Origin of the sequence: Streptomyces sp. NPDC059002, from assembly GCF_042740435.1 — a bacterium.
Lineage (GTDB): Bacteria > Actinomycetota > Actinomycetes > Streptomycetales > Streptomycetaceae > Streptomyces.
In genome coordinates this window covers 118101-143024 of record NZ_JBHYJI010000005.1, presented here as the reverse complement: position 1 = coordinate 143024, position 24924 = coordinate 118101, and the positions used below count along the sequence as shown (strand labels likewise).

The window sequence follows — 24924 nt, the reverse complement described above, 5'->3', positions numbered from 1 at the left end:
GCCCCCGGTGTCTTCGGACACCGGGGGCCGTAGTGTCGTTCCCCGGCCGCAGCCCACGACGCGAGGAGCCCCCGGTGAACCTGGCGAAACCACCCGACGCGCCCACGACGTACGAGGGACTGCCCGGCGGCATCGGAGTGTCGCGGCTCCGCGTGTACGACTGGCCCGCCGCGGACGGACTGCGCGGCGGAACTCCCCATCTGCACCTGACCTGTTCGGAGGGGTACGCGGTGAACGACGGCCGCGGCGCCGTACAGACCCTGACCGCGTCCGGCTTCCGGCAGACGCCCCTCTCCCCGGGCGCGCTGGTGTGGTTCACGCCCGGCACCATCCACCGCCTGGTCAACGAGGGCGAGTTGACCATCACCGTCCTCATGCAGAACTGCGGCCTCCCCGAGGCGGGCGACGCGGTCCTCACCCTGCCGCCGCAGCTGCTCGCCGACCCCGACACCTACCGCGCGGCCGTCACGCTGCCCGCCGATGGCACCGAGGAGGAGCTGGCGGCCGCGGCCCTGCGCCGCCGCGACCTCGCCGTCGAGGGGTTCACCGCGCTCCGCGAGGCGACCGGGGCCGGGGACCCGGAACCCCTTGCCGCCTTCCACCGGGCGGCCGTCGCCCTGGTCCGCCCGCTGGCCGCGGAGTGGCGCGACCGCTGGCGGGCGGGTGCGTCCGCCGCGGCCGAGGCGACCGGCGCACAGCTCGACCGGCTCGAAGCCGGCGACGCGGGCCATCTGGCGCGCGCCGCGGTGCGGTCCGAACAGCCCGCCGCGCGCGGCAGGTTCGGGATGTGCGGCCGACTGGACGTGTACGACGTGGCGTAGGACGCGTACGACGTGACGTGAGACGCGTACGACGTGACGTGAGCGAACCCCTCCGTACCGACCCGCCCCCGACACCATCACCTCACCCGTCGTCGCGCCCCGCCGCGGGCCCCCGCACGACGCCCCGCGCCACCGCCTCCTCGATGGCCGCCGCGTCGTACCCGGCCGCGCCGAGCACCTCCCACGTGTCCGCCCCCGCGCCCCGCACCTCCGGACCTGTCCGCGCCGGAGTGCGGGACAGCGACACGGGCGAGGCGAGCCCGCGGTACTCCCCTTCTTCGACGACCAGGCCCCGGTGGCGGACCTGCGGTGCGGTCAGGGCCTCGGCGACGTCATGCACGGGTGAGGCGGGGATGCCCCGGGAGGTGAGGAGTGCGGTCAGTTCGGTGCGGGAGTGGGCGGCGACGGGCTTCTCCAGGGCGGTGCGCAGCTCCTGTTGGTGGCGCACGCGGTCCGGGTTCGTACGGAAGCGGGGGTCGTCCGCCAGGCCGGGCACCCCCAACACCTCGGCGAGCGCGCCGAACTGGCGGTCGTTGCCGACCGCGATGAAGACCGGTCCGTCGGCCGCGGTGAACGCGTCGTAGGGGGCGATGGTGGGATGCGCGGAGCCGGTGCGGTGCGGCACGGTGCCGTTCGCGAGCCAGGTCGCCGAGTGCGGATGGAGCAGGCTGACGGCGGTGTCCAGGAGCGTGCAGTCGACGAGTTGACCGACTCCGGAGCGGTGGCGTTCGTTCAGCGCGAGCAGGATGCCGGAGAAGGCGAGGATCCCGGTGACCTGGTCGACGACCGGCACACCGACCCGCAGCGGCGGTCCATCGGCCTCCCCATTGACGCTCATCAGGCCGCCGTACGCCTGCAGCACGGCGTCGTATCCCGGCTGCCCGCCGAGCGGCCCGTCCGTGCCGAAGCCGGTGATGCGGCAGTGGATCAGCGCGGGGAACCGGCGCTGGATCTCGTCGTCGCCGTAACCCCACTTCGCCAGGGTGCCCGCCTTGAAGTTCTCCACGAGCACGTCGGCGTCGCGCAGCAGACTGGCGAGGATGTCCCGCCCTTCGGGCACCGACAGATCGACGACGATGTTCTTCTTGTCCCGGTTGAGATTCCGGTAGTACGCGGAGGTGCCCGCCGCGACGAACGGCGGCCCCCACCCCCGCGTCTCGTCACCGGCCGGCGGTTCGACCTTGATGACATCGGCACCGTGATCCGCGAGCATCTGCGCGCAGTACGGCCCGGCGAGGACCCGCGAAAGGTCCAGCACCTTGAGCCCGTCGAGGGCGCCACTGGGCACGCCCGTCATCGGCAGGCCCCCGCCATCAGCAGGACTTCGGCAGACCCAGAACGTGAAATGGCCTACTCCCCCAACGTATCCGCGCCCGGCGGCTCCGGGTCCACGGTCTTCGACCATGACAGAGCAGCACGCGCCGGACGAACAGCGCAACAAGATTCTCGGGCAGCGCTCGGCGCGGTCGTAGTCGAAGCCTGGAACGACCGCCGACGCAGGCACACTGCCCTCATGAATACCCCTTTCCCTGGCCCCGCGTGCACGCCCGCCGAGATCCGTACCGCCCGTCTCGACCTGGTGCCGTTGCGTGTCGGGCACGCCGAGGAGATGGCCGTGGTGCTCGGTGACCGGGCGTTGCACACCTTCATCGGGGGCGCGCCCGATGACGTGGCGGCGCTGCGTGTCCGTTATCGGCGGATGCTCGCCGGGTCCCCCGACCCCGGTGTCTCCTGGCTCAACTGGGTGGTGCGGCTTCGGGACGGGGGCGGGGAGCCGTGTCTGGTGGGGACGGTGCAGGCGACGGTTGTGCGGGGTGGCCGTGAGGGTGGTTCTGTCGCGGAGGTCGCCTGGGTGATCGGGACGCCCTGGCAGGGGCGTGGCTTCGCGTCGGAGGCGGCGCGCGGCCTGGTCGACTGGCTGGCGGAGCGGCACGTGCGCAGGTTCGTGGCGCATGTCCATCCCGATCACGGGGCGTCCGCAGCCGTCGCGGCGGCGGCCGGTCTCGCCGCCACCGACGTGGTCGAGGACGGCGAGGTGCGCTGGGAGGCGCGCAGGGACGGCTGAGTTCAGTACGGGCGGTCGCCCGCGATGGCGACCCGCTCGGCGACGCGGCGGTGCGGGGCGTAGTCGTCGACGGCGTAGTGCTGTGTGGCGCGGTTGTCCCAGAAGGCGACGTCGCCCGCCTGCCAGTGGAACCGCACCTGGTACTCCGGCACATGGGCCTGTCGCACGAGGAACCCCAGCAGCCGGTCGCTCTCCGCCCGGTCCATGCCGACGATGTGCGTGGTGAAGGACGTGTTGACGAACAGCATCCGGCGACCGGTCTCCGGGTGCCTGCGCACCACGGGGTGGGTGACGGGCGGGAACCGGTCCTGGTGCGGGGCGAGTTGGCCGGGACCGTAGAAGCGGGCGAACCCGGGGATGAAATCGTGCACAGCCTGCGCGCCCTCGATGCACGCCTTGATGTCGTCGGGGAGGTTGTCGTACGCGGCCGCCATGTCCGCCCACAGCGTGTCACCGCCGTACGGCGGCACCTCGCGCAGCTGCAACACGGCGCCCAGGGCGGGGCGTTCGCGGAAGGTGACGTCCGCGTGCCAGACGTTCTCATACGTCGGTGCGGCACTGCCACCCTTGTCGAAGCGGACGACGTCGTCGGCGGAGCCGCGCGCGAGCAGCGGATTGGTCTCCAGCTCGCCCCAGTTGAGGGCGAAGGCGCGCTGCTGCTCCGGGGTGATGTCCGCGCCCCGGAAGAACAGCACCTTCCATTCGAGCAGGGCCCGGTTCAACTCCTCGCGCAGCACGGGCGTCAGGGGCCCCGCGAGGTCGACGCCGCGGATCTCGGCACCGATGAGGGCGCCCTGCGGAACGACGTCGATCCGTTCGTAGGGCCGCTCCTCCCAGCCCTCCGGCAACCGGCGCAGGACGCGCCGCCCTTCGTACATGCCGTCGGCGGGGACACGGGCCGCGCGGAGTGCGGGAGACGTGGGGGCCTGGGCCCGGGGCGAGGTCGGTTCGGTGACCGTCATGGGGATCTGATCCTTCGGGGCGCGGGAACGGGCGGGCGACGGTGCGGAGATGACTCCGTACGGCTGCGGAGGCGAACTCCTCCGTACAGCTGCGCGGACGCGACTCCGTACAGCTAGCGGCCCGATCGCTCGCACCCGCACCGCCACGGAACGTTGAACGTCCGTACGGCGGCGGTCAGGTGCTGGATCATGGTCGTCATTGTGGGACGCCGTTCGCTGCGGGTCAACCGTGTCCCCCGGTGGGCGCGACCGCCCTCGCCCGGCTCAGCCGTTGCCGAGCGGCTTGCGCAGGACGCCCCCGTACTCGTAGATCCCCTTGTTGAGTTCGGTGGCGCCGAGGTACGGGAGCAGGTCCTCGTGGACCGGGGCGAGGGGCGGCTGGTCGGCGTCGGGGCGCCAGTCGACGAGGTTCACCAGGCCGGGCTCCAGAGGTTCGAGGCCCTCAAGGAGCGCGTCGACCTCGGCGGGCGTGCGGGTCTGCCACGGGACGCCGCCGCCGGAGATGTGCGCGGTCATCGCCGCGCCACGGGCCGGGTCGTCGGCGACGACCTGCGAGAAGCCGAGCAGGCTGCCGGGCGCCGCGCGGTCGATGATGGTGCGCAGGATCCGCGTGGGTCCGTCGGCGTCGGTGAGGTGGTGGCCGACGGACAGGAAGAGCACGGCGACCGGTTCGTCGAAGTCGATGAGGCGGGCCACGTCGGGATGGCCGAGGATCGCCTCCTGGTCGCGCATGTCGCCGGTGATCACGGTGGTGGAGGCGTCGTCGGCGAGCAGCGCGCGACCGTGCGCGAGGACGATCGGGTCGGCGTCGACGTAGACGACGCGGGCGTCCGGGGCGAACCGCTGGGCGACCTGGTGGACGTTGTCGTCGGTGGGCAGCCCGCAGCCCATGTCGATGAACTGGCGGATGCCCGCCTCGCGGGTCAGATACCGCACCACGCGGAAGAGGAACTCGCGGTTCTGCCGGGCGATGTCGACGCACTCGGGGAACGAGGGCAGGGTGGAGAGCAGGAAGCTGCGGTCCACCTCGTAGTTGTCCTTGCCGCCCAGCATCCAGCCGTAGGCGCGGGCGGACGTCGGGACGTCGAAGGGAATGGCCGCCGTCTCGGGCTGGTTGTCACTGTCCACTGCGCGCTCTCCACCTCTCCCGCGGGGTTCACGGAATGTGATCCGTTGCCGTGACACTATCCGGTGATCCACGTTCGGGTGAACCGTGTGCGATATCTCCAACGGGCTTGTGGCGGAAGGAGGTTGGCGGCACCCGGTACCACGCCTCCGCACGGGGGCACCCGACGGGGACGGCGACCGCGGCCGCCACGGACTGTGGCGTGCCACACCCGCCCGCCGCCCGGGCCCCCGCATGGCGCATGATCGTCACATAGAGCCATCCGCTCCACCGGATCCGTACCACCCAGAGAGGACCTCCCCATGGAAGACCGCTTCGACGTCGTCGTGCTCGGAGCAGGACCCGGCGGCTATGTGGCCGCCATTCGCGCCGCCCAGCTGGGCAAGCGCGTAGCGGTCGTCGAGGAGAAGTACTGGGGCGGTGTCTGCCTCAACGTCGGCTGCATCCCGACGAAGGCGCTGCTGCGCAACGCCGAGCTGGCCCATCTCTTCACGCACGAGCAGAAGACGTACGGCATCAAGGTCGACGGGCAGGTGTCCTTCGACTACGGCGAGGCGTTCAGCCGCAGCCGCCGGGTCGCGGAGGGCCGGGTCAAGGGCGTCCACTTCCTGATGAAGAAGAACAAGATCACCGAGTTCGACGGCCGGGGCACGTTCCTGGACGCGAACACGCTGCGGGTCGCGGGGTCGGACGGCACGACGAGCACCATCACCTTCGACCACTGCATCATCGCCACCGGTGCCACGCCCCGGCTGCTGCCCGGCACCAGCCTGAGCGAGCGCGTGGTGTCGTACGAGGAGCAGATCCTCGCCGACGAACTGCCGCAGTCCATCGTGATCGCGGGTGCCGGCGCCATCGGCATCGAGTTCGCGTACGTCCTGCACAACTACGGCGTGAAGGTCACCATCGTCGAGTTCCTCGACCGCGTCGCGCCGCTGGAGGACGCGGACGTCTCCGCGGAGCTCGCCAAGCAGTACCGCAAGCTCGGCATCGATGTGCGCACCTCGACCCGGGTGGAGTCGATCGACGACTCGGGCCAGCAGGTCAAGGTCACGGTGACCGGCAAGGACGGCAAGCAGGAGATCCTGGAGACCGACAAGGTTCTGCAGGCCATCGGCTTCGCCCCGAACGTCACCGGCTACGGCCTGGAGGCGACGGGCGTGGCGCTCACCGAGCGCGGCGCGATCGACGTCGACGGGCGCTGCCGCACGAACGTCCCGCACATCTTCGCCATCGGTGACGTCACCGCGAAGCTGATGCTCGCGCACACCGCCGAGTCCATGGGCGTGGTGGCCGCGGAGACCCTCGCGGACGCCGAGACGATGGAACTCGACTACCCGATGATCCCGCGCGCCACCTACTCCCAGCCGCAGATCGCCAGCTTCGGCTGGACCGAGGCCCAGGCCAAGGAGAAGGGCTTCGACGTCAAGGTCGCCAAGTTCCCGTTCCAGGCGAACGGCAAGGCGCACGGCCTCGGCGACACCGTCGGCTTTGTGAAGATCATCAGCGACGCGAAGTACGGCGAGATCATCGGCGCCCACCTGATCGGCCCCGATGTCACCGAGCTGCTTCCCGAGCTCACCCTGGCCCAGCAGTGGGACCTCACCGTCCACGAGGTCGCCCGCAACGTCCACGCGCACCCGACGCTCGGCGAGGCCGTCAAGGAGGCCGTGCACGGCCTGGCCGGACACATGATCAACTTCTGACCCCGCCCGCGGCCCCGCCACGACACGAGTGACCGATGTCGAGTGGCTCAAGTGGCGGGGCCGCCAGGACCGGCCGATGCTGTCGGAACATGACTGTTGTGCCTCGGGGGCGAGGAGAGGCAGTAGCAGATGTTCTCTGGCCTGGGCCGATTCGTCGTCCGTCGCCCCTGGTGGATCATCCTGGCGTGGGTGGTGGTGGCCGGCGCGGTGATCTCGCTGGCGCCGAAGCTCACCTCGAGCAGCGATGAGGCGAGCTTCCTTCCCGACCACTACGAGTCCATCCGCGCGGCCGATCTGCAGGAGAAGGAGTTCCCCAAGCAGCAGAACATCGGCGCGATCATCGTCTTCCAGCGCTCCGACGGCAAGGAACTGACCGCCGCCGACTCCGCGGACGTCGTACGGATCTCCAAGGACCTCCAGGCGCAGAAGATCGACGACGTGCAGGCGGTCGTGCCGGGCGAGGTGTCGCCCAACAGGCTCGTGCAGACGTCCGTCGTGGCGATGCCGAAGATCACCAACCCCGAGGACACCGCCCAGCAGGACGCGGTGAAGCAGCTGCGGACCGATCTCAAACCGGAGCTGAAGGGCACCGATCTGACGGCCGGGATCACCGGCTCCGCGGCGCAGGCGCTCGACGAGAGCGACGCGTCCAAGAAGGCGGGCATCCTCGTCGGCGTCGGCACCATCGTGATCATCATCGTGCTGCTGCTCGTGATCTTCCGCAGCCCCATCATCGCGCTGCTGCCCGTGGTCCTCATCGGCCTGATCTCGCCCATGGCGACGGGCCTGATCGCCTCCGCCAACAAGGCGTTCGACATGAAGGCGGACTCCTCCATCCAGGAGCTGCTCACCGTCGTCCTGTTCGGCGTCGGCACCGACTACATCCTGTTCCTGCTCTTCCGCTACCGGGAGGCGCTGCGCGCGGGCGAGGATCCCAAGGGCGCCATGGTGCACGCCGTCGAACGGGTCGGCGAGGCCATCACATCGGCGGCGGGCGCGGTCATCGTCGCCTTCGCCGCGCTCACCCTCTCCTCGCTCGGCATGCTGCGGTCGATGGGCCCGGCGCTCGCGATCGCCGTGTTCGTGACGCTGCTCGCCGGGCTCACCCTGGTCCCCGCCGTGGTCTCGCTGCTCGGTACGAAGGTGTTCTGGCCCTCGAAGTCCTGGCAGCGCGAGCCGCACGGCACCGGGTTCGCCAAGCTCGGCGGCGCCATCGCCCGCAGGCCCGCGGTGTGGGCCGTGGTCTCCGCGCTCTTCATGGGCGCGCTCGCACTCGGCGCGCTCGGCTACAAGGCCAACTTCGACCTCGCGGGTTCCTCGCTGCCCAAGGACAAGGAGTCGATGGTCGCCCTGAAGAACCTCCAGAAGGGCTTCCCCGCGGGCACCACCGACCCCACCTTCGTCTATCTGGCCTCGACCACCGACAAGCCCGTCGGCGAGGCCGAGGCGAGCGCGTTCCGCAGGCAGCTCGCCGAGATCCAGGGCGTGGGCGAGGTGGCGCCGCCGCGGCTGAGCCCCGACCGCACGACCGCCTCGTACTCCGTGGTCCTGGCCGATCCCCCGGCCTCCGAGAAGGCGCTCGCCACGGTCAAGGACGAGCTGCGGCCGACCGCCCACGACGACGCGCCGCCCGGGACACAGGCGCTCGTCGGCGGCACCACGGCGGTGTACGTCGACATCAACAAGGCGGTGGACCGCGACTATTCGGTGGTCTTCCCGGTGGCCGCGCTCGCCATCATGGTGATCCTCGGCCTGCTCCTGCGCAGCCTGGTGGCGCCCTGGTACCTCATGCTGTCCGTCGCGCTCGGCTTCGGCGCGACGCTCGGGGCGACCTCGCTGATCTTCCAACAGATCGGCAGCCAGCCCGGGTTGATGTTCATGCTGCCCGTGATCATGTACTTGTTCGTGGTCGCGCTCGGCACGGACTACAACATCCTCATGGTGTCGCGCCTTCGCGAGGAGGCCCGCGAGGGCCGCGACCCGCACGACGCGGCGGGCACGGCAGTGCGCCACTCCGGGCCCACCATCGGCTCGGCGGGCGTGATCCTCGCGGGGACGTTCGCGACGCTGATGCTCGCGGGCAACTCGACGCTGTCGCAGATGGGTTTCTCGCTGTCGTTCGGCATCGCGATCGCCGCGTTCGTGATGGCGATGATCTTCACACCCGCGCTGACGGCGCTGATCGGGCACGCGGCGTGGTGGCCCGGGCACGGGGACGAGAAGCGGAACGGCGGCGGCGGGGCGGCGGGGCCGCCGTCCGACGGTGCGGACGAGCGGGTTCCGTAGCGCGGTCGCGCCCCCGTTCAGCCCCGCACGATCCCCGTCAGCGTGCCGCTCAGGGCCACGCACACCACGCCCGCGCCGACGGCCAGACAGACCGCGGGGACGCCGAATCCGGCCGCCGCCGCGGTGACGGCGGCGGCGCCCAGCGGGCCGAGCGAGTAGTGCGTGGTCCAGAACGCCGCGGTGACCCGCCCCAGGAGGTGACTGGGCGTCACTTCCTGCCGCAGGGACATCGAGCAGATCCCGGACACCCCTGTCGCCAGGAGCATCACCGCCGACGCGAGCCCGATCACCGGCACGCTCCCGGTCATGCCGAGGCACGCGACGGCGACACCGGCCAGGGCGACGGCCCCCGTCCAACTCCACCCGAATCCCAGCCTCTTGCGCAGCCGGGTGACCACGAAGGACCCCAGGAAGGTACCGATGGTCCCCGCGCTCAGGACATAGCCGACGGTGCTGTCCGCATGGCCGAGGTCCTCCTTCACGCGGTAGATGATGACGTCGGTCAGGCCGTGCGTGAGGAAGATGAACACGGAGAGCAGCACCGTCAGCGGCCGCAGCACGGGATGCGCCCACAGGAAGCGCACTCCGGCGAGGAACTCCCCGCGCACACCGCCGTGTTGGGCGCGCTCGGCCTCCTCGGCGGTGGGCGGCGGGGCCGGACGGAGCTTGACGAGGAGGAGCCCGGCCGCGGAGGCGGCGAAGGTCGCGGCGTCGATCCCGATGGCGGCGACGGGTCCGAACGCCGCGGCGACGAAGCCCGCGAGGGTCGGTCCGCCGACCGCCGCGACGGCGAACGCGCCGAAGAGATGGGCGTTGGCCCGGGTGATCTGGTCGGGCTCGACGAGGGCGGGGACCACGGTCACGTACGTCACCTGGAAGAGCATCGAGAAGACGCCGGCGAGCGGAACGACCGTGTAGATCAGCCACATCGGCGTGGCGTGGAACCAGACCAGCGGGATCAGCGCGTACAGCAGACAGCGCGCCACATCGCTGAGCATGAGCAGCCGGCGCCGGTCGACCCGGTCGGCGATCACCCCGGCGAAGAGTCCGGTGACGATCGACGAGACGCCGGTCAGTCCGGTGACGAGCCCCATCTGGACGACGGATCCGGTGCTGTGCAGCACGAGCAGGGGTATCGCCACGAACGAGAAAGAGTCGCCGAGGGCGGAGAGGGTCTGAATCACCAGGAAGGCGCGGTAGTCGGGGTTGGCCCACAGAGAGGTCGGCGCCGGGGCACGATCGCTCCCCACCACGTACGCCCCCCGCTCCCCGTCCGTCTCATCCGGCTCGCCCGACCCGTCCGCCACCGCTCAGCAGGCTAGTGCCAGGAACGGCGATCCGCGGCCCGTTCGGGAAAGTTTCTTCAGCCATCGAAGCGGCCACTCGATTTGCATTTCCGGGAAAAGTGTGGACCCACGATCAATCCGCCGCCTTTTATTGCCCACACCCAGAAGGGGAATGTCAAGCGCAAAAGGGATCGGGAAGAAAATGCCCGAACCATGCTCCGACCAGGCACTATCGAGTGTTAGGGTTCCCACTCGTCCCGAGTCGTGGCCGTATTGTCGGCGGCTCCCCGCTCGGATTGCATTGCGGTGATCCCTTTCTTCGAAGGGGTCCACCATGACCTCTCACGCCGAAATGGAAGACGCTCTTCCGCGTCTGTCAGCTGTTCCGGCGCACTGTGTCCACGCCTCGTCCTGGAGCTCTTTCATGTCTGCTGACAGCACGGCTGTCACCGCCCCCGCACCGGCGGACGCCTCCGGTGCCGCGCCCCGAGGCCGGCATCTCGGCCTGGCCCTGTTCGTGATCGCCGCGGCCCAGCTGATGGTGGTCCTCGACGGCACGATCACCAACATCGCCCTGCCCAGCATCCAGACCGCCCTGGATGTCTCCGACGCCGACCTCGCATGGATCGTGAACTCCTACGCGCTCGCCTTCGGCGGGCTGCTGCTGCTCGGCGGCCGGGCGGGAGACCTCTTCGGGCGGCGGCTGATGTTCCAGATGGGTATCGCGCTGTTCACCCTCGCCTCCCTCCTCGGCGGCCTCGCCCCGAACGAAGGGCTGCTGATCGGGGCGCGCGTCCTGCAGGGTGTCGGCGCCGCCGTCGCGGCACCCAGCGCCCTGTCGCTGATCGCCACGACGTTCCCCGAGGGCAAGCCGCGCAACAAGGCGATGGGCGTCTACGCCGCCATGGCCGGCATCGGCGCCACCGTCGGCCTCCTGCTCGGCGGCATCCTGACCGACGCCCTCGACTGGCGATGGGTGTTCTTCGTGAACATCCCCATCGGCCTCGCGGTGCTCGCGGGCACACGGACGCTCGTCGAGGCCGAACGCCACCGCGGCCGCCTCGACATCCCCGGCACCATCACCGGCACCGGCGGCCTGATCGCCCTGGTGTACGGCATCACCCGCGGCGGCGAACACGGCTGGACCGACGGCCTGACCCTGACCTGCTTCGCCGTCGCCGCCGTGCTGCTCGCCGCGTTCCTGCTCATCCAGAGCCGCACCGCGCACCCGATGCTGCCGCTGCGCCTGTTCAAGGACCGCAATCGCTCCGGCTCCTACGCGACGATGCTGTTCATCGGCGCGGGCATGATGGCCACCTTCTACTTCCTGACCCTCTACCTCCAGCTGATCCTCGGCTACAGCGCGGTCAGGACGGGCTTCGCCAATCTGCCGTTCAGCCTCGGCATGGGCGTCGCGGCCACCGTCAGCGCCAAGCTCGTCACACGCCTCGCGCCCCGCGTGATCGCCGGGCCCGGCCTGCTGGTGGCCGCCGTCGGCATGTTCTGGTTCGCCACGCTCACGCCTCACTCGTCGTACTTCGGGCATCTGATGCCCGCGATGTTCGTCACCGCGCTCGGCCTCGGGATGAGCTTCGTACCCATGACCCTGGGTGCCGTCAGCGGCGTCGGCCACCAGGAGACGGGCATCGCGTCCGCCCTCCTCAACACCGCCCAGCAGATCGGCGGCGCCCTCGGCCTCGCCGTCCTCGCGACGATCTCCACATCGGCGGCCGACGACCGGCTGCCCGACGCGGCCGCCTCGTTCTACCGCGCCGCGGCCACCGAGGACCACGGTCTCCTCGCCCGGGCGGCCGACGCCATGACCCACGGCTACGACCTGGCCTTCGTCGGAGCGGGCGCCATGTTCCTCGCGGGCCTCGTCGTCACCGCCCTCGCCATCACCGCGGGCAGCCAGCGGGCGGCCGACGGCGCGGGCCCCGTCCACCTGGGCTGAACCCGTGCCGCGCCCGCCCCGCCATGCCCTGGAGCTTCGCCAGGACCCCGTTCCCGTGCGTCGATAGGATTTCTCCGGGATTCTTTTCCGCGAGGTGTCGAGAACGCGCCGTCCGCTCCGACGTCCCCTGTGAGAGTCGCCCACGAGGGGTGACGGCGCAGCCGAGGAGCGAAGACATGAAGTATCTGGTGATGGTCCAGGGCTCGCAGGCCGACTACGAGGCGATGGCGGGCAAGCCCTCCGGAAACAGCCCGGCCTGGAGCGAGCAGGAGCTGCAGGCGATGTTCGCCTTCATGGGCGAGATCAACAACGACCTGGCCGAGTCCGGTGAGCTCATCGACGGGCAGGGCCTGACCGAGCCCGCGCAGGCCCGGTTCGTCAGCAAGGACAAGGACGGCCGCCCGGTGATCACGGACGGGCCCTACGGCGAGACGAAGGAAGTGCTCGCCGGGTACTGGCTGCTCGAGTGCGAGAGCCTGGAGCGGGTGACCGAGATCGCCCGGCGCATCCTCGAGTGCCCCGGCCCCGAGGGCATGGTCGAGCCGCCCGTCGTGATCCGGCCCGTGCAGTCCGCGGGAGGCGAATGTTGAGACCTACGACCGAGGTCGAGGACCTGCTGCGCCGCCACGCGCCGCAGGTCCTCGGCGCGCTCGTACGTCGCTACGGACACTTCGGCGCCGCCGAGGACGCCGTGCAGGAGGCGCTGCTCGCGGCGGCGCGGCAGTGGCCCGAGCAGGGGGTGCCGGACAATCCGCGCGGCTGGCTGATCAAGGTGGCGGCGCGCCGCCTCACCGACCAGCTGCGCTCGGACGAGGCGCGGCGGCGCCGCGAGGAGGACGCGGCACTGCTCACGCCGCGCGACGCGTTCACCGCTCCCCCGCCGGGCGAGGGCCGCGCCCCCTCGGACGACGACACGCTCACGCTGCTGTTCCTGTGCTGCCATCCGCTGCTCGGCCCGCCCGCGCAGGTCGCCCTGACGCTGCGGGCCGTCGGCGGTCTGACCACCGCCGAGATCGCCCGCGCCCATCTGGTGCCCGAGTCGACCATGGCGCAGCGGATCAGCAGGGCCAAGACGAGGATCAGGGGCGAGTCGTTCCGGCAGCCGGGGCCCGAGGACCGGGACAGCAGGCTCGGTGTCGTCCTCCAGGTGCTCTACCTGATCTTCAACGAGGGCTATACGGCGACCTCCGGCGAGGCGCTGCACCGCGCGGACCTCGCGCGCGAGGCCATCCGGCTCACGCGTTCCGTGCGTCGGCTGCTGCCCCGCGACGGCGCGGTGACGGGCCTGCTCGCGCTGATGCTGCTCACCGAGGCGCGCAGTGCGGCCCGCACAGGACCGCACGGCGAGCTGATCCCGCTCGACGAACAGGACCGCGGCCGCTGGGACCGGCGTGCGATCGCCGAGGGCACGGCGCTGGTCGAGGAGGCGCTGTCCCAAGGACCGGCCGGTGCCTACCAGTTGCAGGCGGCGATCGCGGCACTGCACGACGAGGCGGCGGACGCGGACGCCACGGACTGGCCGCAGATCCTCGCGCTGTACGACCTTCTCGTACGCCGCGCTCCCGAGCCGATGGCCGAGCTCGGGCGGGCCGTGGCGTTCGCGATGGTGCACGGGCCGCGGGCCGGTCTCGGTGAACTGACCGCGCTGGAAGACCGGTTGAAGGGGCACTACCGCCTCCATGCCGTACGGGCCCATCTCCTGGAGAGGGCGGGTGACGTCGAAGAGGCGTGCGCCGCCTACCGGTTGGCGGCGCGGGGCACGCTCAGCAGGCCCGAGGCCCGCTACCTTCAGACGCGCGCTGCCAGGCTGTCGTCCTGAGCGGACGGCGGGCCGAGCGGCGCGCAGTGCGCGGCGACGGTGTCGGCGAAGGCGCGCGCCGACGGGCTCAGCGCGCCCCATCGGCGTACCGCCCAGCCGACGTGCAGCGGCGGCAGATCGGGGACCGGGACCAGGCGGAGTCCGGCGGGCCCCTGGTCGCGCCAGCCGGGCAGTGCGGGCACGACGGCATGGCCGAGCCCGAGTTCGGCGAGGAGGACGGCCGTGTCCCAGTCGGCGACGCTGGTTCCTGTGGGCAGCGATTCCCCCGACTCGCCGAGGTGGACGTCGAGTTGACCGCGCGACGTCGAGTTCCCCGGCGGCGTGATGAGCTGTCCCGCGGCCAGGTCGGCGAGTTCGGCGCGGTCGCGTCCGGCGAGCGGGTCGTCGGCGCGGACGGCGAGCACCCAGGGCAGTTCGACGACGGGCCGCTGTTCGATGCCGCGCACGGGCGCGCCGATGGTGATCCAGGCGAGGTCGAGGTCGTCGGCGGCGAGCGCGTCGAAGCAGCCGCTGCTGGAACTCATGGTCTGGAACTCCAGGCTGACCCGCGGGCAGCGTTCCCGGAAGTCGACGACGGCCTCCGCCATGAAGTGCCGCACCGAGGTGGCTCCGGTGGTCACCCGCACCGTGCCGCCGTCGCCGCGCGCCAGGTCGCGCAGGCGGCGCACGGCGAGATCGATGCCGCCGATGCCGTCGGCCGCGGCGGCCTGCAGCACGCGCCCCGCCGATGTGGGCACGACACCCCGCGCATGCCGTTCCAGGAGGCTCACGCCCAGCTCCCGTTCCAGGCGTTTGACGTGCTGGCTCACGGCGGACTGGGTGCAGGACAGGTCGCGGGCGACGGCACTGAGGCTGCCCGCCCGGCATACGGCTATGAAGACGCGGAGGTCGTCGAGGGTCACGAGGGGTGAAGGTATCCCTTGGAGAGTCGTAAGGAAACCCGAGGATTGACTTGGGTTTTGACCGTGCACCAAGATCGAACCAGGCCCGGGCGGCGACCCGGTGACGGGCGTCGACCCGGGGTTCCCCCGGACGGAGACCCGGCGCGCGGGCCCTGGCCCCGCCGTACCGGCGCGGGTCAACACCCCTGCGGGAAAGGTGTTCTGTGGAAGCGTTCGAGATGGTGGCCGTCGCGGCCGCCGGTGTCGCGGCCGGCGGGCTCAACGCGGTGGTCGGGTCCGGGACCCTCATCACCTTCCCCACCCTGCTCGCCTTCGGGTTCCCGCCGGTGCTCGCCAATGTGTCGAACAACCTGGGTCTGGTGCCGGGCACGCTGAGCGCCGCGTACGGCTATCGCCGTGAGATGAAGGGGCAGTCGAGGCGTCTCGTACGGTTCGGCACCGCCTCGCTGATCGGCGGTCTGATCGGTGCGCTGCTCCTGCTCGAACTGCCCGCGGACGCCTTCCAGGCGGTGGTGCCGGTGCTGATCCTGACCGCCTGCGTCCTCGTACTCCTGCAGCCCCGGCTCAACCGGCGCCTCAAGGAGCGCGAGAGCCCGGCGAAGGAGCACGGCGGCGTGCTCCTGTGGTGCGGGGTGCTCGCCACCGGCGTCTACGGCGGCTACTTCGGCGCGGCCCAAGGGGTCCTGCTCATGGGCCTGTTCGGCGCCTCGCTCCTCGACGACCTGCAGCGCCTGAACGCCGTGAAGAACGTCCTCGCCTCGATCGTCAACGGCGTCGCCGCGGTCCTCTTCATCGTGGTCGCGGACGTCGACTGGACGGCCGCGGGCCTGATCGCCGCGGGTTCGACGGTGGGCGGCCTGGTCGGCGCCCGCTACGGCCGCAGGCTGCCGCCCACCGTGATGCGCGGCTTCATCGTCGTCGTGGGCGTGACGGCGTCCGTGGTGATGATGGTGCGCTAGGGCTGCCCGCCCCTGACGGCCGAGGCACGCGGCTACGGACGGTGACACCACGAGAACAGCCGGAAGGGCGACTCCCGCGTAACGCAGCTCACACCGGCAGACCTCTCACCTGGGAACACCACGCGTTTGTTCACCGTTGAACATGATGTGGCCCCGACCGCGATTCCCCCGTCCGGCCGGGGCCACACCCATGTCTGAGCAGTCGCCCCTCACTCTGCGTCGGTCTCCGAGCGGATTTCACGCCTTCGAGGGCGAATATGCCAACCGCACCGCGTCACACACGCCCGGGCGGCATCATGCGTCCATGGACGGTGCCAAGCCTGTGCAGGTCTTGTTCACGCCCGAGGAGTACGACGCGGTCCTCCGGCTCGCGGAGCAACTCGGGGTGCCGGTGGCCGAGTTCATCCGCCGTGCCGTCACCGTCCGCGCCGAGGAGCGCCCCGGCCCCGGCCGGCGCACCGACTCCCGGCGCGGGGCGGCGGTGCCACCGGTCAAGCGGGACCTCGGAGCGGACGGCATACCCGCGCTCCGGCGGTTCCTCGACACCCTCGCGACCTCGGCGGAGCCCGTCGAAGCCGTCGAAGGGCTGGCCGCCGCCGATCAGGACAGCGCGAGATCCGGCTTGTAGAGGTCGAGCCAGAGCGCGAGGTCCAGGGTGCGTTCCAGGCCGCGCCGCGACGCCTGGGTGATCTGCGGCGCCTCCCGCTCGGCGGCCAGCGCCGCCACCTCGCGGTCGACGAGTTCGAAGACCGGATGCCCCGGCCTGGCGAGCAGATCCTTGACGTGCCCCTGGAGGGCGACGGCGTACTTGGGGTCCTGAGTGGAGGGGTAGGGGCTCTTCACCCGGTCGTACACCGACCGCGGCAGGACGTCCGCGGTCGCCTCGCGCAGCAGGCTCTTCTCCCTGCCGTCGAACGACTTCAGCGCCCAGGGCGCGTTGTAGACGTACTCGACGAGCCGGTGGTCGCAGAACGGCACGCGCACCTCAAGGCCGACGGCCATGCTCGCGCGGTCCTTGCGGTCGAGCAGGACGCGCACGAAGCGGGTCAGGTGCAGATGGCTGATCTTGCGCATGCGGTACTCGAAGTCGCTCTCGCCGTCGAGGCGTTGGATCCCCGCGACGGCCGTGGCATAGCCCTCCTTGACGTACGAGGGGAGATCGAGCGCACCCATCACGTCGGCGCGCAGCACACCCGCGTCGTCCCCGAAGTGGTCGGCGAACCGCACCAGCCAGGGGAAGGTGTCCGCCGCCCGCGCCTCCTCGTCGAAGAACTGCAGATAGCCGCCGAAGACCTCGTCCGCCGACTCGCCGGACAGCGCGACCGTGGAGTGTTCGCGGATGGCCCGGAAGAGGAGGTACAGGGAGGCGTCCATGTCGCCGAAGCCCATCGGGATGTCCCGCGCGCCGATCATCTTCGCGCGTACGTCGGGGTCGGCGAGGGCGTGCGAGTCCAGGACGATGTCGCGGTGTTCGGTACCCGCGAGCTTGGCGACGTCGTGCACATAGGGGGTGTCGGGCGTGCCGCGCAGTTCGTCGGCGACGAAGTTGTCGGTCTGGCCGACGAAGTCGACGGCGAAGCTGCGCACCGTCTCACCCGCCTCGGCGAGCTGCCGCGCGGCCAGCGCCGTCATCGCCGACGAGTCGAGGCCGCCGGAGAGCAGGGTGCAGCGCGGCACGTCCGAGACGAGCTGGCGGCGCACGATGTCGTCGAGCAGCGCGCGGACCTTGGCGATCGTCGCGTCGCGGTCGTCGGTGTGCGGCCGGGTCTCCAGCGTCCAGTAGACGTGCCGGCGCAGGCCCGAGCGGTCGACGGTCACGACGGTGCCGGGCTCGACCTCGCGCATGCCCTCCCACACGGCGTGCCCGGGTGTCTTGACGACGGTGAACAGCTCGCGCAGACCGTCGATGCCGACGCGGGCGCGGGCCAGCGGGTTGGCGAGGATCGCCTTGGGCTCGGAGCCGAAGAGGACGCCGTCCGGCGTCTCGTAGTAGTAGAAGGGCTTGATGCCCATGCGGTCGCGGATCATGACGAGCTTGTCGTGGCGGCCGTCCCAGATCGCGAAGGCGTACATGCCGTTGAGCCGCTCGGCGAGCGCCTCACCCCATTCGAGGTAGCCGCGCAGCACGACCTCGGTGTCGGACTCGGTGGTGAACCGGTGCCCGCGGGCGGCCAGTTCGCGGCGGAGTTCGGTGAAGTTGTACGTCTCCCCCGAGTACACCAGGGCCACCGTGCCGGTCGGCGTCTCGGCGGTCATGGGCTGGCGCCCGCCGGGCAGATCGATGATCGCGAGCCGCCGGTGGCCGAGCCCGACGGGTCCGCCGAACCAGGTGCCGCGGTCGTCCGGGCCCCGGCAGGACATCGTCTCCGTCATGGCGTCCAGCGTCTCGGACGCGGTCCTGAGGTCACGGTCGAAGGAGACCCAGCCGGTGATGCCACACATGCGCTTCCTCCTGCACTGCCGAACTAGATGTATCTAGCATCTACATAAGGAGAGTGCGCCTGCGATTGCGTACGGTCAATGCGCTCACGATCCGACGGCCGCCCGCACCCCCACCATTTCGGCCGCCCTTTGCCAAGGCCAGACGGCATTCCGCCGCGCCCTGACACCCCGTCACCGCACCCCCGCAGGGACGTCACGCATCACGGAACGAAACATTCCGGCCACGGGCAAAGACTTGTCAACGATCCACGGAATCCCCCGCCGCCGCGGCCCGCAACAGCTCCTCGGCGTCCGCGCGCGCCTGGTCGACGGCGCCGGGGAAGATGCGCAGGCCGTGCGCGACCAGACCACCCTCGTGCAGCAACATCAGGGTCCTGCCGAGGTGTTGGGCCCCGCGCGGCGCGATCTCGCGCGCGAGATCGGTGAACAGCGCGAGCATCCACGTCTTCTGACCCGTGATGACCGCGTACGCCGGGTGCACGGGATCGCTGATCTCCGCATGCGCGTTGACCATGCTGCACCCCTTGCTCGACCGGCCCTCCGCCCAGTCGCGCGAGGCGTCGAAGACGGCCAGGATCCTGGCACGCGCCGTGCCCGCGTCCGCCAGGTACGGGGCGAGGAAGGCCCGCCAGCGCTCGTCGCGGTCGGCGAGGTACTCGACGACGAGCTGCTCCTTGGAGCCGAACCGGTCGTAGAGAGTCTTCTTCGTGACCCCGGCCTCGGCGGCGATCAGATCCACGCCGACGGCATGGATGCCGCGCTCGTAGAACAGCCGCCCCGCGGCGTCGAGGGCGCGCCGCGCGCCCGGCGTCATGACGATGCGACGCGGACCACCCGGCTCCCCGCCGCCCTTCTCCTGCTCACTCATGAACCCATAGTAGACCGATCTGTATACTCGATCCAGGTAGACCGATCTGTATACCCGGCCCGGCGGGGAGGCCCACCGTGAACGTCCTGCTGTCGATCGCCTTCGTACTGACCTGGAGCTCCGGCTTCATCGGCGCCAAGCTGGGCGCGGGGAGCGCGTCGGCGGTGACGGTCCTGATGTGGCGCTTCCTGCCCCTCGCCGTCGTCCTCGCCGTCGTCGCGCTCACCCTGACCAGAGCGTCCTGGCGGGGCGTGACGGCCCGCGACATCGGGCGCCAGACGGCCGTCGGCGCCCTGTCGCAGAGCGGCTATCTCCTCACCGTCTACTACGCGATCCAACTCGGCGTCTCCAGCGGGACGACCGCGCTGATCGACGGCACCCAGCCGCTGGTCGCGGGCGCGCTCGCCGGGCCGCTGCTCGGCCAGTACGTCTCCCGCACCCAGTGGCTCGGCCTCGTGCTCGGGGTCACCGGCGTCGCCGTCGTCACCGCGGCCGACTTCACCGGCGGCGACGCGCCGTGGTGGGCCTACCTCGTGCCGTTCCTCGGCATGCTGTCGCTGGTGGCGGCGACCTTCCTGGACCGGCGCTCGGCCCGTCCGGTGGGCCCCGCGGTGTCGATGACGGTCCACTGCGCGACAAGTGCCGTGATCTTCACGGCACTCGCGGCCGCGGCGGGCGCGGTCGTGCCGCCCGCCGACGCGTCGTTCTGGACGGCGATCGGCTGGCTGGTGGCGCTCTCCACGTTCGGCGGGTACGGCCTGTACTGGCTGATCCTGCGCCGCTCCGGGGTCACCCAGGTCAATACGCTGATGTTCCTCATGGCACCGGTGACGGCCCTGTGGGGCGCCCTCATGTTCGGCGAACCCTTCGGGGCGCAGACGGCGGCGGGCCTCGCGCTCGGGCTCGCGGCGGTCGTGGTCGTACGCCGCGGCCGGAGCGCGGAACGTCCGACGGCCGCCGCTCCGGTAGAGCCCCGGGTCACCCGGGCGTCAGCAGGGCCTGCACCGCGGGCGCGTACCGGTCGGTGATCTCGTCGATCTCCGCAGCCCGCACCCAGGGGCCGCGGGCGATGCCGTACATCACACCGAGCCCGATCAGCATGCCCACGGCCAGCTCGGCCCGCAGGCCCGCGTCGGGACCCGGAAGGCGTTCACTGAGCCGCTGGGCCACCTGCGTACGGAAGTTGGCGCGCAGGATGTCCCCCTGCTCGCCGTGCAGCGGGGCGAAGACGATGCGCAGGATGGGGTCCGCGCCCCGCTCGGCCTGACCGGTCAGGAGATGGCGGACCATGTGGCGGCCGAGACCGGCGACGGGCGCGTCGAAGAAGGCGTCCGCGTCCGTCTCGAACGACATGACCTGGGAGAAGAGCGCGTCCTTGTTCCCGAAGTACTTGAGGATCAACGGCGGGCTCACCCCGGCGCGTTCGGCCACCGCCTTGAGCGTGATGTCGCCGTGCGCGTGCCGGGCGAGGAGATGGCGGGCGGCCCGGACGATGGCGGCCTTGCTGGCCTCGGCGTCGCGGCGGCCGGGCGGTGCGCACGAGGCACTCGCCGAAGGCGGGGGCGCCGGGGCCGAAGCCGATCCCCGGTCCGGGCCCCTCGGCGACGCCGGTGTCGAGGACGAAGCCGTGCTCCCCATGGTCAGGTTCCTTCCAGGGCCGTCTCCTGGGCGGTCCCGCCGCTCCCCGCGGGCGGCCGCCCACCCTCCGGTGCCGTGTCCGAGGGTATGGCCAGAGCGGCGGCGCAGGCGACGAGCGCGACCGTACCGGCCAGGGCGAAGGCCAGTTGATAGCCCCGCAGCGTGGGGACGTGCGCCGACCCGACGGCGCTGGCGTGCCGCACGAGCACGGCGGCCACGGCCGCGCTGCACACGCTCTGCCCGATGGTCCGCATCAGGACGTTCACGCCGTTCGCCGAAGCGGTCTGCCCGACCGGCACCGCCCGCAGGATCAGGGTGGGCAGCGCGGAGTACGCGAAGGTCGTCCCCGTCGACACGACCGCGGCGCCCACGAGGATCACCCACAAGTCACGGCTGTCGACGATGCGTACGACGTATCCGACGGCGATGACGGCCGCCCCGATCGCCAGCGTCACACGCGGGCCCCGCGCGGCCGAGACGCGGGCCGACACCGGCGAGAGGACCAGCATGATCAGGCCGTTGGGCAGCAGGCACAGGCCGGTCGCCACGATGGACAGCTCCAGGCCGTAGCCGCTCGCGGCGGGCGCCTGCACCAGCTGCGCCGTCACCAGCGAGTTGGCGTAGAAGGCGAACCCGGCGAGCAGCGCGGCCACATGCGGAAGCGCCACGTTCCTGCCGACCGCCAGACGCAGGTCCACCAGCGGCTGCTCGGTGCGCAGCTGCCGGTGCCACCACAGGGAGAGGACGACGACGGCGCCCGCGAAGAGCCCGAGCACCGGACCGCTCCCCCACCCCCACTGCCCGCCCTGCGACACCGCGAGCAGCAGACAGACGAGACCGACCGCGAGCCCCAGCGCACCCCAGGTGTCGAACCGCCCCGGCGAGCGTACGGGCGACTCCCGTACGACCCCCCAGGCGAGCGCGAACCCGATGGCCCCGAGCCCCGCGGTCGCCCAGAACATCATGTGCCAGTCCGCGTACTGCACGACGAGCGCGGCCAGCGGCAGGCCGAGCGCGGCGCCGATCCCGACCGTGGAGCTCATCAGGGCGACCGCCGAACCCGTGCGCTCCGGCGGGAGTTCGTCGCGCAGAATGCTGATGGAGAGCGGCACCACCGCGGCGGCCGCGCCCTGCAGCGCACGCGCCGCGATCAGCAGCCGGATGTCGGAGGTCAGCGCGCAGAGCACCGACCCGGCGGTCATCAGACCGAGGGCGATGAGCAGGACGCGGCGCTTGCCGTACATGTCGCCCGCGCGGCCGAGCACGGGGGTGAGCACCGCGCCGGCCAGCAGGGTCGCGGTGACGAGCCAGGAGACGGCACCCGCCGAGCTGCCGGTCAGCCGCGGCAGATCGGGCAGCAGCGGCACGACCACCGTCTGCATGACGGCCATGAGGATGCCGCCGAAGGCCAGCACGGGAACGGTCAGCCGGGCGCGCACGCCCGACGCCTCACCGGATATCGGGACGGGCTTCATCAAGACTCCCCCGCTGCCAGCTGCCCTGAGGTGAATTGAAATTCACCATAGCCGGTGAATGGGCATTCACCGCAGGGGAGTTGGCATGTGCCTCTTGAACATGCCCCCTGCCACGACCATTCCGTGCGGCGCTTCACGACCCATATAGGGCGATGCGCGACGACTCGCGCGAGGTGGAATGCGCCCAGTGGGACGGAATGTCCGGACAACGGCCTCCGCCGTTTCGTGACAACTGCCCTTGTCCGACCGATCCGATGACCCAACTCACCTTACGGAAGCGGCACTTCAGCTCCCGCATCGGCCCGGACCTCGCCCCGCGTCCGGTCGGACTTCGGCCCGAGTTCGGTCGGGAGAGGTCAGCCCCGGGCTCTCTCGGTCATACTGCCGCCCATGAACCGACTCCGTATCGGCCTGGTGGGCACGGGCCCCTGGGCCTCCGCCACACATGCCCCCGCGCTGGCCCGGCACCCGGGCGTGGAACTCGGCGGCATCTGGGGCCGCCGCCCGGAGGCGGCCGCCGCGCTCGCCGCGACGCATGCCACCACGGCGTACGCGGACGTGGACGAGCTGTTCGCGGCCAGCGACGCCGTGGCGTTCGCGGTGCCGCCCGACGTCCAGGCGCCGCTCGCCGAACGGGCCGCGGCGGCGGGCTGCCACCTGCTGCTCGACAAACCGGTCGCGACGACCGTCGAAGGGGCGCGGCGCCTCGCGGCGGCGGCCGAGCGGGCCTCGGTGGCCTCCGTGGTCTTCTTCACGGTGCGCTTCGCGCCCGCCACCTCGGCCTGGATCGCCGAACAGACGGCCGCGGGCGGCTGGTTCACGGGCCGCGCCGACTGGTACGGCTCGTTCTATGCGCCGGACGGCGGCGACCCCGCGTTCTCGTCACCGTGGCGCGCCGGACGCGGCGGACTGTGGGACGTCGGCCCGCACGCCCTGTCGATCCTGCTGCCGGTGCTCGGCGACGTCACCTCGGTGACGGCCGCGCAGGGCGCCGGGGACACCGCCCATCTGATCCTGCGGCACACCAGCGGGGCCTCCAGCACGGCGGCGCTGAGCCTGACGGCGCCGGTGAAGTGCGCGGGCCTGAGCGTGGAGCTGCGCAGCGAGATCGGCACCGCCGTGCTGCCGTCGTGGGACGGTCCCGGCGACGCGTTCAGGACAGCGGTCGACGCACTGGTCGAGTCCGCGCGGACCGGCACGCCGCACGCCTGCGACGTCCGGTTCGGAGTGCGGGTCACGGAGATCCTGGCGGCGGCCGAGGAACGGATCGCGTCCGCGTGATCCGCCCGGGGACAACCACGGGCGGCCGGTACCGTGGCCGCTACGTAATGGCGAGTGACGGCACCGACCGCAGCCGGTGGACCCACGAAACCGGAACGGGAAGAAGCTCCGTGCGATGCCGTGCCGTCCCGTTTCCGACCACACGGATCGGAATACGAACAACCGTCCCACACGCTTCCCGCAACGGCCCAGTGGGCCTAGGGGGTACCCAATGCCGGGGAATTTCAGCCATTTTCGCGCTCCCCGGACAAGATGCCCCACAGTTGTGCCCGCGCGCCCGTCGACGATCAAAGCTGCAGGTCGACGAGCTCGCGCACTCCATGATGCCGTAGGGACTGATCGTTTTCTTCGGGCAATGTTTACTACCAAAGCCCATGTGAATATTTAGACTGATCACGCTCCAACTCGGCGTGCATCAAGAGGGATTACCCACCATGAACAAGACGGCGCTCCGCGCTCTGCTCCGCGAACGACGCGCCCTCATAGCCCCCGAATCACACGGATTCGCCCGCCCCACCGGGCAGGGACGGCGGGCTCCCGGGCTTTCGCAGCACCAGGTCGACCAGCTGCTGCACCGGACACTCGGCACGTACCACCGCCTGGAATCGGGCAATTACCCCAATCCGCCGACCTCATTGCTCCGCGACGTCGCGCGGCTCTTCGGGCTCAATGAGCAGGAATGGGTGTCCCTGTGCAGATACGCACTGCTGCAGGATCCGCCGGGTCCGCTGCACCCGACGTCGGGCAAGGAGATACCCGGCGTATGGCAGGAGGCCGTGGAGGGCATCCGGCACATCGCCTATGTGTCCGACGCCTCGTGGGACCTCCTCGCCCACAACGAGCCCTTCGCCGCCCTGTTCCCCGGCAGGGCCGTCCCCGCCAACACCATGCGGTGGATGCTGCTCGACGGCCGTGAGGTCCTGACGAACTGGTACACCGCCTGGGCTCCCCTGGTCCTGCCGCAACTGCGGGCCGCGCTCGCGGCCCGGCCCGAGGACGAGGTCCTGCGGCAGATCGAGAAGGAAGTCCTCGAGGACACCGAAGCCGCCCGGCTCTATGAGGCCGGAGACTCCTTCCCCCACCCGGACGGTGACGAGCGTCCCCTGCTGCACGCCGAGTTCGGACCCGGCTGGGTCACCATGTGCGCGGCACAGCCCTTGACGGCCCCCGGGGCCCGGCTGATCATTCTGGTGTTCCATCCCGGCGAGAAGCGCGCGCATCCACGTTCCCCCATGCTGCGGGCCCTTTGACCCGTACACAAAATGTCATGCACCCTCACGCACCCTGATGCACCAGGGGCGACGGGCTCGGCGCGGTGAAGTACGTTGTGCCGC

21 protein-coding genes are annotated in these 24924 nt (G+C 71.1%); 12 read left to right on the top strand and 9 right to left on the bottom strand.

Annotated elements, in window-relative coordinates; all coding sequences use genetic code 11:
• The first annotated feature begins 74 nt into the window (after nucleotides 1–74).
• Nucleotides 75–821, top strand: coding sequence for a cupin domain-containing protein (locus tag ACFWZ2_RS07315; RefSeq protein ID WP_384543145.1), 747 nt, complete (start codon nucleotides 75–77; stop codon nucleotides 819–821).
• 82 nt (nucleotides 822–903) lie between these two features.
• Here the strand turns inward: ACFWZ2_RS07315 and ACFWZ2_RS07310 are convergent, their stop codons facing one another.
• Entirely contained in the window at nucleotides 904–2118 is a 1215-nt protein-coding gene (locus tag ACFWZ2_RS07310; RefSeq protein ID WP_384543143.1) for a CaiB/BaiF CoA transferase family protein, read from the bottom strand.
• Nucleotides 2119–2334: 216 nt separating this feature from the next.
• On the opposite strand from ACFWZ2_RS07310, the gene ACFWZ2_RS07305 reads away from it, so the two are divergent.
• On the top strand, nucleotides 2335–2886 hold the full coding sequence (locus tag ACFWZ2_RS07305) for a GNAT family N-acetyltransferase (protein ID WP_384543140.1): 552 nt from the start codon (nucleotides 2335–2337) through the stop codon (nucleotides 2884–2886).
• A 2-nt stretch (nucleotides 2887–2888) separates the two neighbouring features.
• On the opposite strand, the gene ACFWZ2_RS07300 is transcribed toward ACFWZ2_RS07305, so the two are convergent.
• Nucleotides 2889–3848, bottom strand: coding sequence for a TauD/TfdA dioxygenase family protein (locus ACFWZ2_RS07300; RefSeq protein ID WP_384543137.1), 960 nt, complete (start codon nucleotides 3846–3848; stop codon nucleotides 2889–2891).
• A 264-nt stretch (nucleotides 3849–4112) separates the two neighbouring features.
• Nucleotides 4113–4976, bottom strand: a complete 864-nt coding sequence (locus ACFWZ2_RS07295; RefSeq protein ID WP_384543135.1) for an SAM-dependent methyltransferase — start codon at nucleotides 4974–4976, stop codon at nucleotides 4113–4115.
• 300 nt (nucleotides 4977–5276) lie between these two features.
• Here ACFWZ2_RS07295 and lpdA point away from each other — a divergent pair, with 300 nt between their 5' ends.
• Both lpdA and ACFWZ2_RS07285 read left to right on the top strand, forming a co-directional pair.
• Nucleotides 5277–6680 (top strand): dihydrolipoyl dehydrogenase, encoded by a 1404-nt coding sequence (gene lpdA / locus ACFWZ2_RS07290; RefSeq protein WP_384543133.1) that lies wholly within the window; start codon nucleotides 5277–5279, stop codon nucleotides 6678–6680.
• Nucleotides 6681–6809: 129 nt separating this feature from the next.
• Nucleotides 6810–8966 (top strand): MMPL family transporter, encoded by a 2157-nt coding sequence (locus ACFWZ2_RS07285; RefSeq protein WP_384543131.1) that lies wholly within the window; start codon nucleotides 6810–6812, stop codon nucleotides 8964–8966.
• 17 nt (nucleotides 8967–8983) lie between these two features.
• On the opposite strand, the gene ACFWZ2_RS07280 is transcribed toward ACFWZ2_RS07285, so the two are convergent.
• Nucleotides 8984–10273 carry an MFS transporter gene (locus ACFWZ2_RS07280; RefSeq protein ID WP_384543128.1) on the bottom strand — a complete coding sequence of 430 codons (1290 nt, stop codon included), beginning with the start codon at nucleotides 10271–10273 and terminating at the stop codon, nucleotides 8984–8986.
• A gap of 403 nt (nucleotides 10274–10676) precedes the next feature.
• Here ACFWZ2_RS07280 and ACFWZ2_RS07275 point away from each other — a divergent pair, with 403 nt between their 5' ends.
• The 3 genes from ACFWZ2_RS07275 (at nucleotide 10677) to ACFWZ2_RS07265 (ending at nucleotide 14025) form a co-directional block, all read left to right on the top strand.
• Nucleotides 10677–12206, top strand: coding sequence for an MFS transporter (locus ACFWZ2_RS07275; protein ID WP_384543125.1), 1530 nt, complete (start codon nucleotides 10677–10679; stop codon nucleotides 12204–12206).
• Nucleotides 12207–12382: 176 nt separating this feature from the next.
• Nucleotides 12383–12796, top strand: coding sequence for a YciI family protein (locus tag ACFWZ2_RS07270; protein WP_384543122.1), 414 nt, complete (start codon nucleotides 12383–12385; stop codon nucleotides 12794–12796).
• A complete protein-coding gene (locus ACFWZ2_RS07265; RefSeq protein WP_384543120.1) occupies nucleotides 12790–14025 on the top strand; it encodes an RNA polymerase sigma factor in 1236 nt (411 codons plus the stop codon). Before ACFWZ2_RS07270 ends, ACFWZ2_RS07265 begins: the two co-directional genes overlap by 7 nt.
• Here the strand turns inward: ACFWZ2_RS07265 and ACFWZ2_RS07260 are convergent.
• Nucleotides 13995–14927 carry a LysR family transcriptional regulator gene (locus ACFWZ2_RS07260; RefSeq protein WP_384543117.1) on the bottom strand — a complete coding sequence of 311 codons (933 nt, stop codon included), beginning with the start codon at nucleotides 14925–14927 and terminating at the stop codon, nucleotides 13995–13997. The two genes, ACFWZ2_RS07265 and ACFWZ2_RS07260, sit on opposite strands and share 31 nt — an antisense overlap.
• A gap of 203 nt (nucleotides 14928–15130) precedes the next feature.
• On the opposite strand from ACFWZ2_RS07260, the gene ACFWZ2_RS07255 reads away from it, so the two are divergent.
• Both ACFWZ2_RS07255 and ACFWZ2_RS07250 read left to right on the top strand, forming a co-directional pair.
• Nucleotides 15131–15886: a sulfite exporter TauE/SafE family protein gene (locus tag ACFWZ2_RS07255; RefSeq protein WP_384543114.1), complete on the top strand. Its 756-nt coding sequence runs from the start codon at nucleotides 15131–15133 to the stop codon at nucleotides 15884–15886.
• Between the two features lie 304 nt (nucleotides 15887–16190).
• The gene (locus ACFWZ2_RS07250) at nucleotides 16191–16514 is read left to right on the top strand and encodes a hypothetical protein (protein WP_384543111.1); all 324 of its coding nucleotides are present in this window, start codon (nucleotides 16191–16193) and stop codon (nucleotides 16512–16514) included.
• Here the strand turns inward: ACFWZ2_RS07250 and asnB are convergent.
• Both asnB and ACFWZ2_RS07240 read right to left on the bottom strand, forming a co-directional pair.
• Entirely contained in the window at nucleotides 16487–18328 is a 1842-nt protein-coding gene (gene asnB, locus ACFWZ2_RS07245) for an asparagine synthase (glutamine-hydrolyzing) (protein ID WP_384543108.1), read from the bottom strand. The two genes, ACFWZ2_RS07250 and asnB, sit on opposite strands and share 28 nt — an antisense overlap.
• 238 nt (nucleotides 18329–18566) lie before the next feature.
• Nucleotides 18567–19196: a TetR/AcrR family transcriptional regulator gene (locus tag ACFWZ2_RS07240; RefSeq protein ID WP_384543105.1), complete on the bottom strand. Its 630-nt coding sequence runs from the start codon at nucleotides 19194–19196 to the stop codon at nucleotides 18567–18569.
• Nucleotides 19197–19273: 77 nt separating this feature from the next.
• On the opposite strand from ACFWZ2_RS07240, the gene ACFWZ2_RS07235 reads away from it, so the two are divergent.
• Entirely contained in the window at nucleotides 19274–20224 is a 951-nt protein-coding gene (locus tag ACFWZ2_RS07235; protein ID WP_384543103.1) for a DMT family transporter, read from the top strand.
• On the opposite strand, the gene ACFWZ2_RS07230 is transcribed toward ACFWZ2_RS07235, so the two are convergent.
• Together ACFWZ2_RS07230 and ACFWZ2_RS07225 are read right to left on the bottom strand one after the other, a co-directional pair.
• Nucleotides 20175–20834 (bottom strand): TetR family transcriptional regulator, encoded by a 660-nt coding sequence (locus ACFWZ2_RS07230; protein ID WP_384543100.1) that lies wholly within the window; start codon nucleotides 20832–20834, stop codon nucleotides 20175–20177. The genes ACFWZ2_RS07235 and ACFWZ2_RS07230 overlap by 50 nt on opposite strands.
• A gap of 2 nt (nucleotides 20835–20836) precedes the next feature.
• Entirely contained in the window at nucleotides 20837–22309 is a 1473-nt protein-coding gene (locus ACFWZ2_RS07225) for an MFS transporter (protein ID WP_384543098.1), read from the bottom strand.
• A 390-nt stretch (nucleotides 22310–22699) separates the two neighbouring features.
• Here ACFWZ2_RS07225 and ACFWZ2_RS07220 point away from each other — a divergent pair, with 390 nt between their 5' ends.
• Together ACFWZ2_RS07220 and ACFWZ2_RS07215 are read left to right on the top strand one after the other, a co-directional pair.
• Nucleotides 22700–23590: a Gfo/Idh/MocA family protein gene (locus ACFWZ2_RS07220; RefSeq protein ID WP_384543095.1), complete on the top strand. Its 891-nt coding sequence runs from the start codon at nucleotides 22700–22702 to the stop codon at nucleotides 23588–23590.
• Between the two features lie 434 nt (nucleotides 23591–24024).
• Nucleotides 24025–24840 carry a helix-turn-helix domain-containing protein gene (locus tag ACFWZ2_RS07215; RefSeq protein ID WP_384543092.1) on the top strand — a complete coding sequence of 272 codons (816 nt, stop codon included), beginning with the start codon at nucleotides 24025–24027 and terminating at the stop codon, nucleotides 24838–24840.
• Nucleotides 24841–24924: the final 84 nt, after the last annotated feature.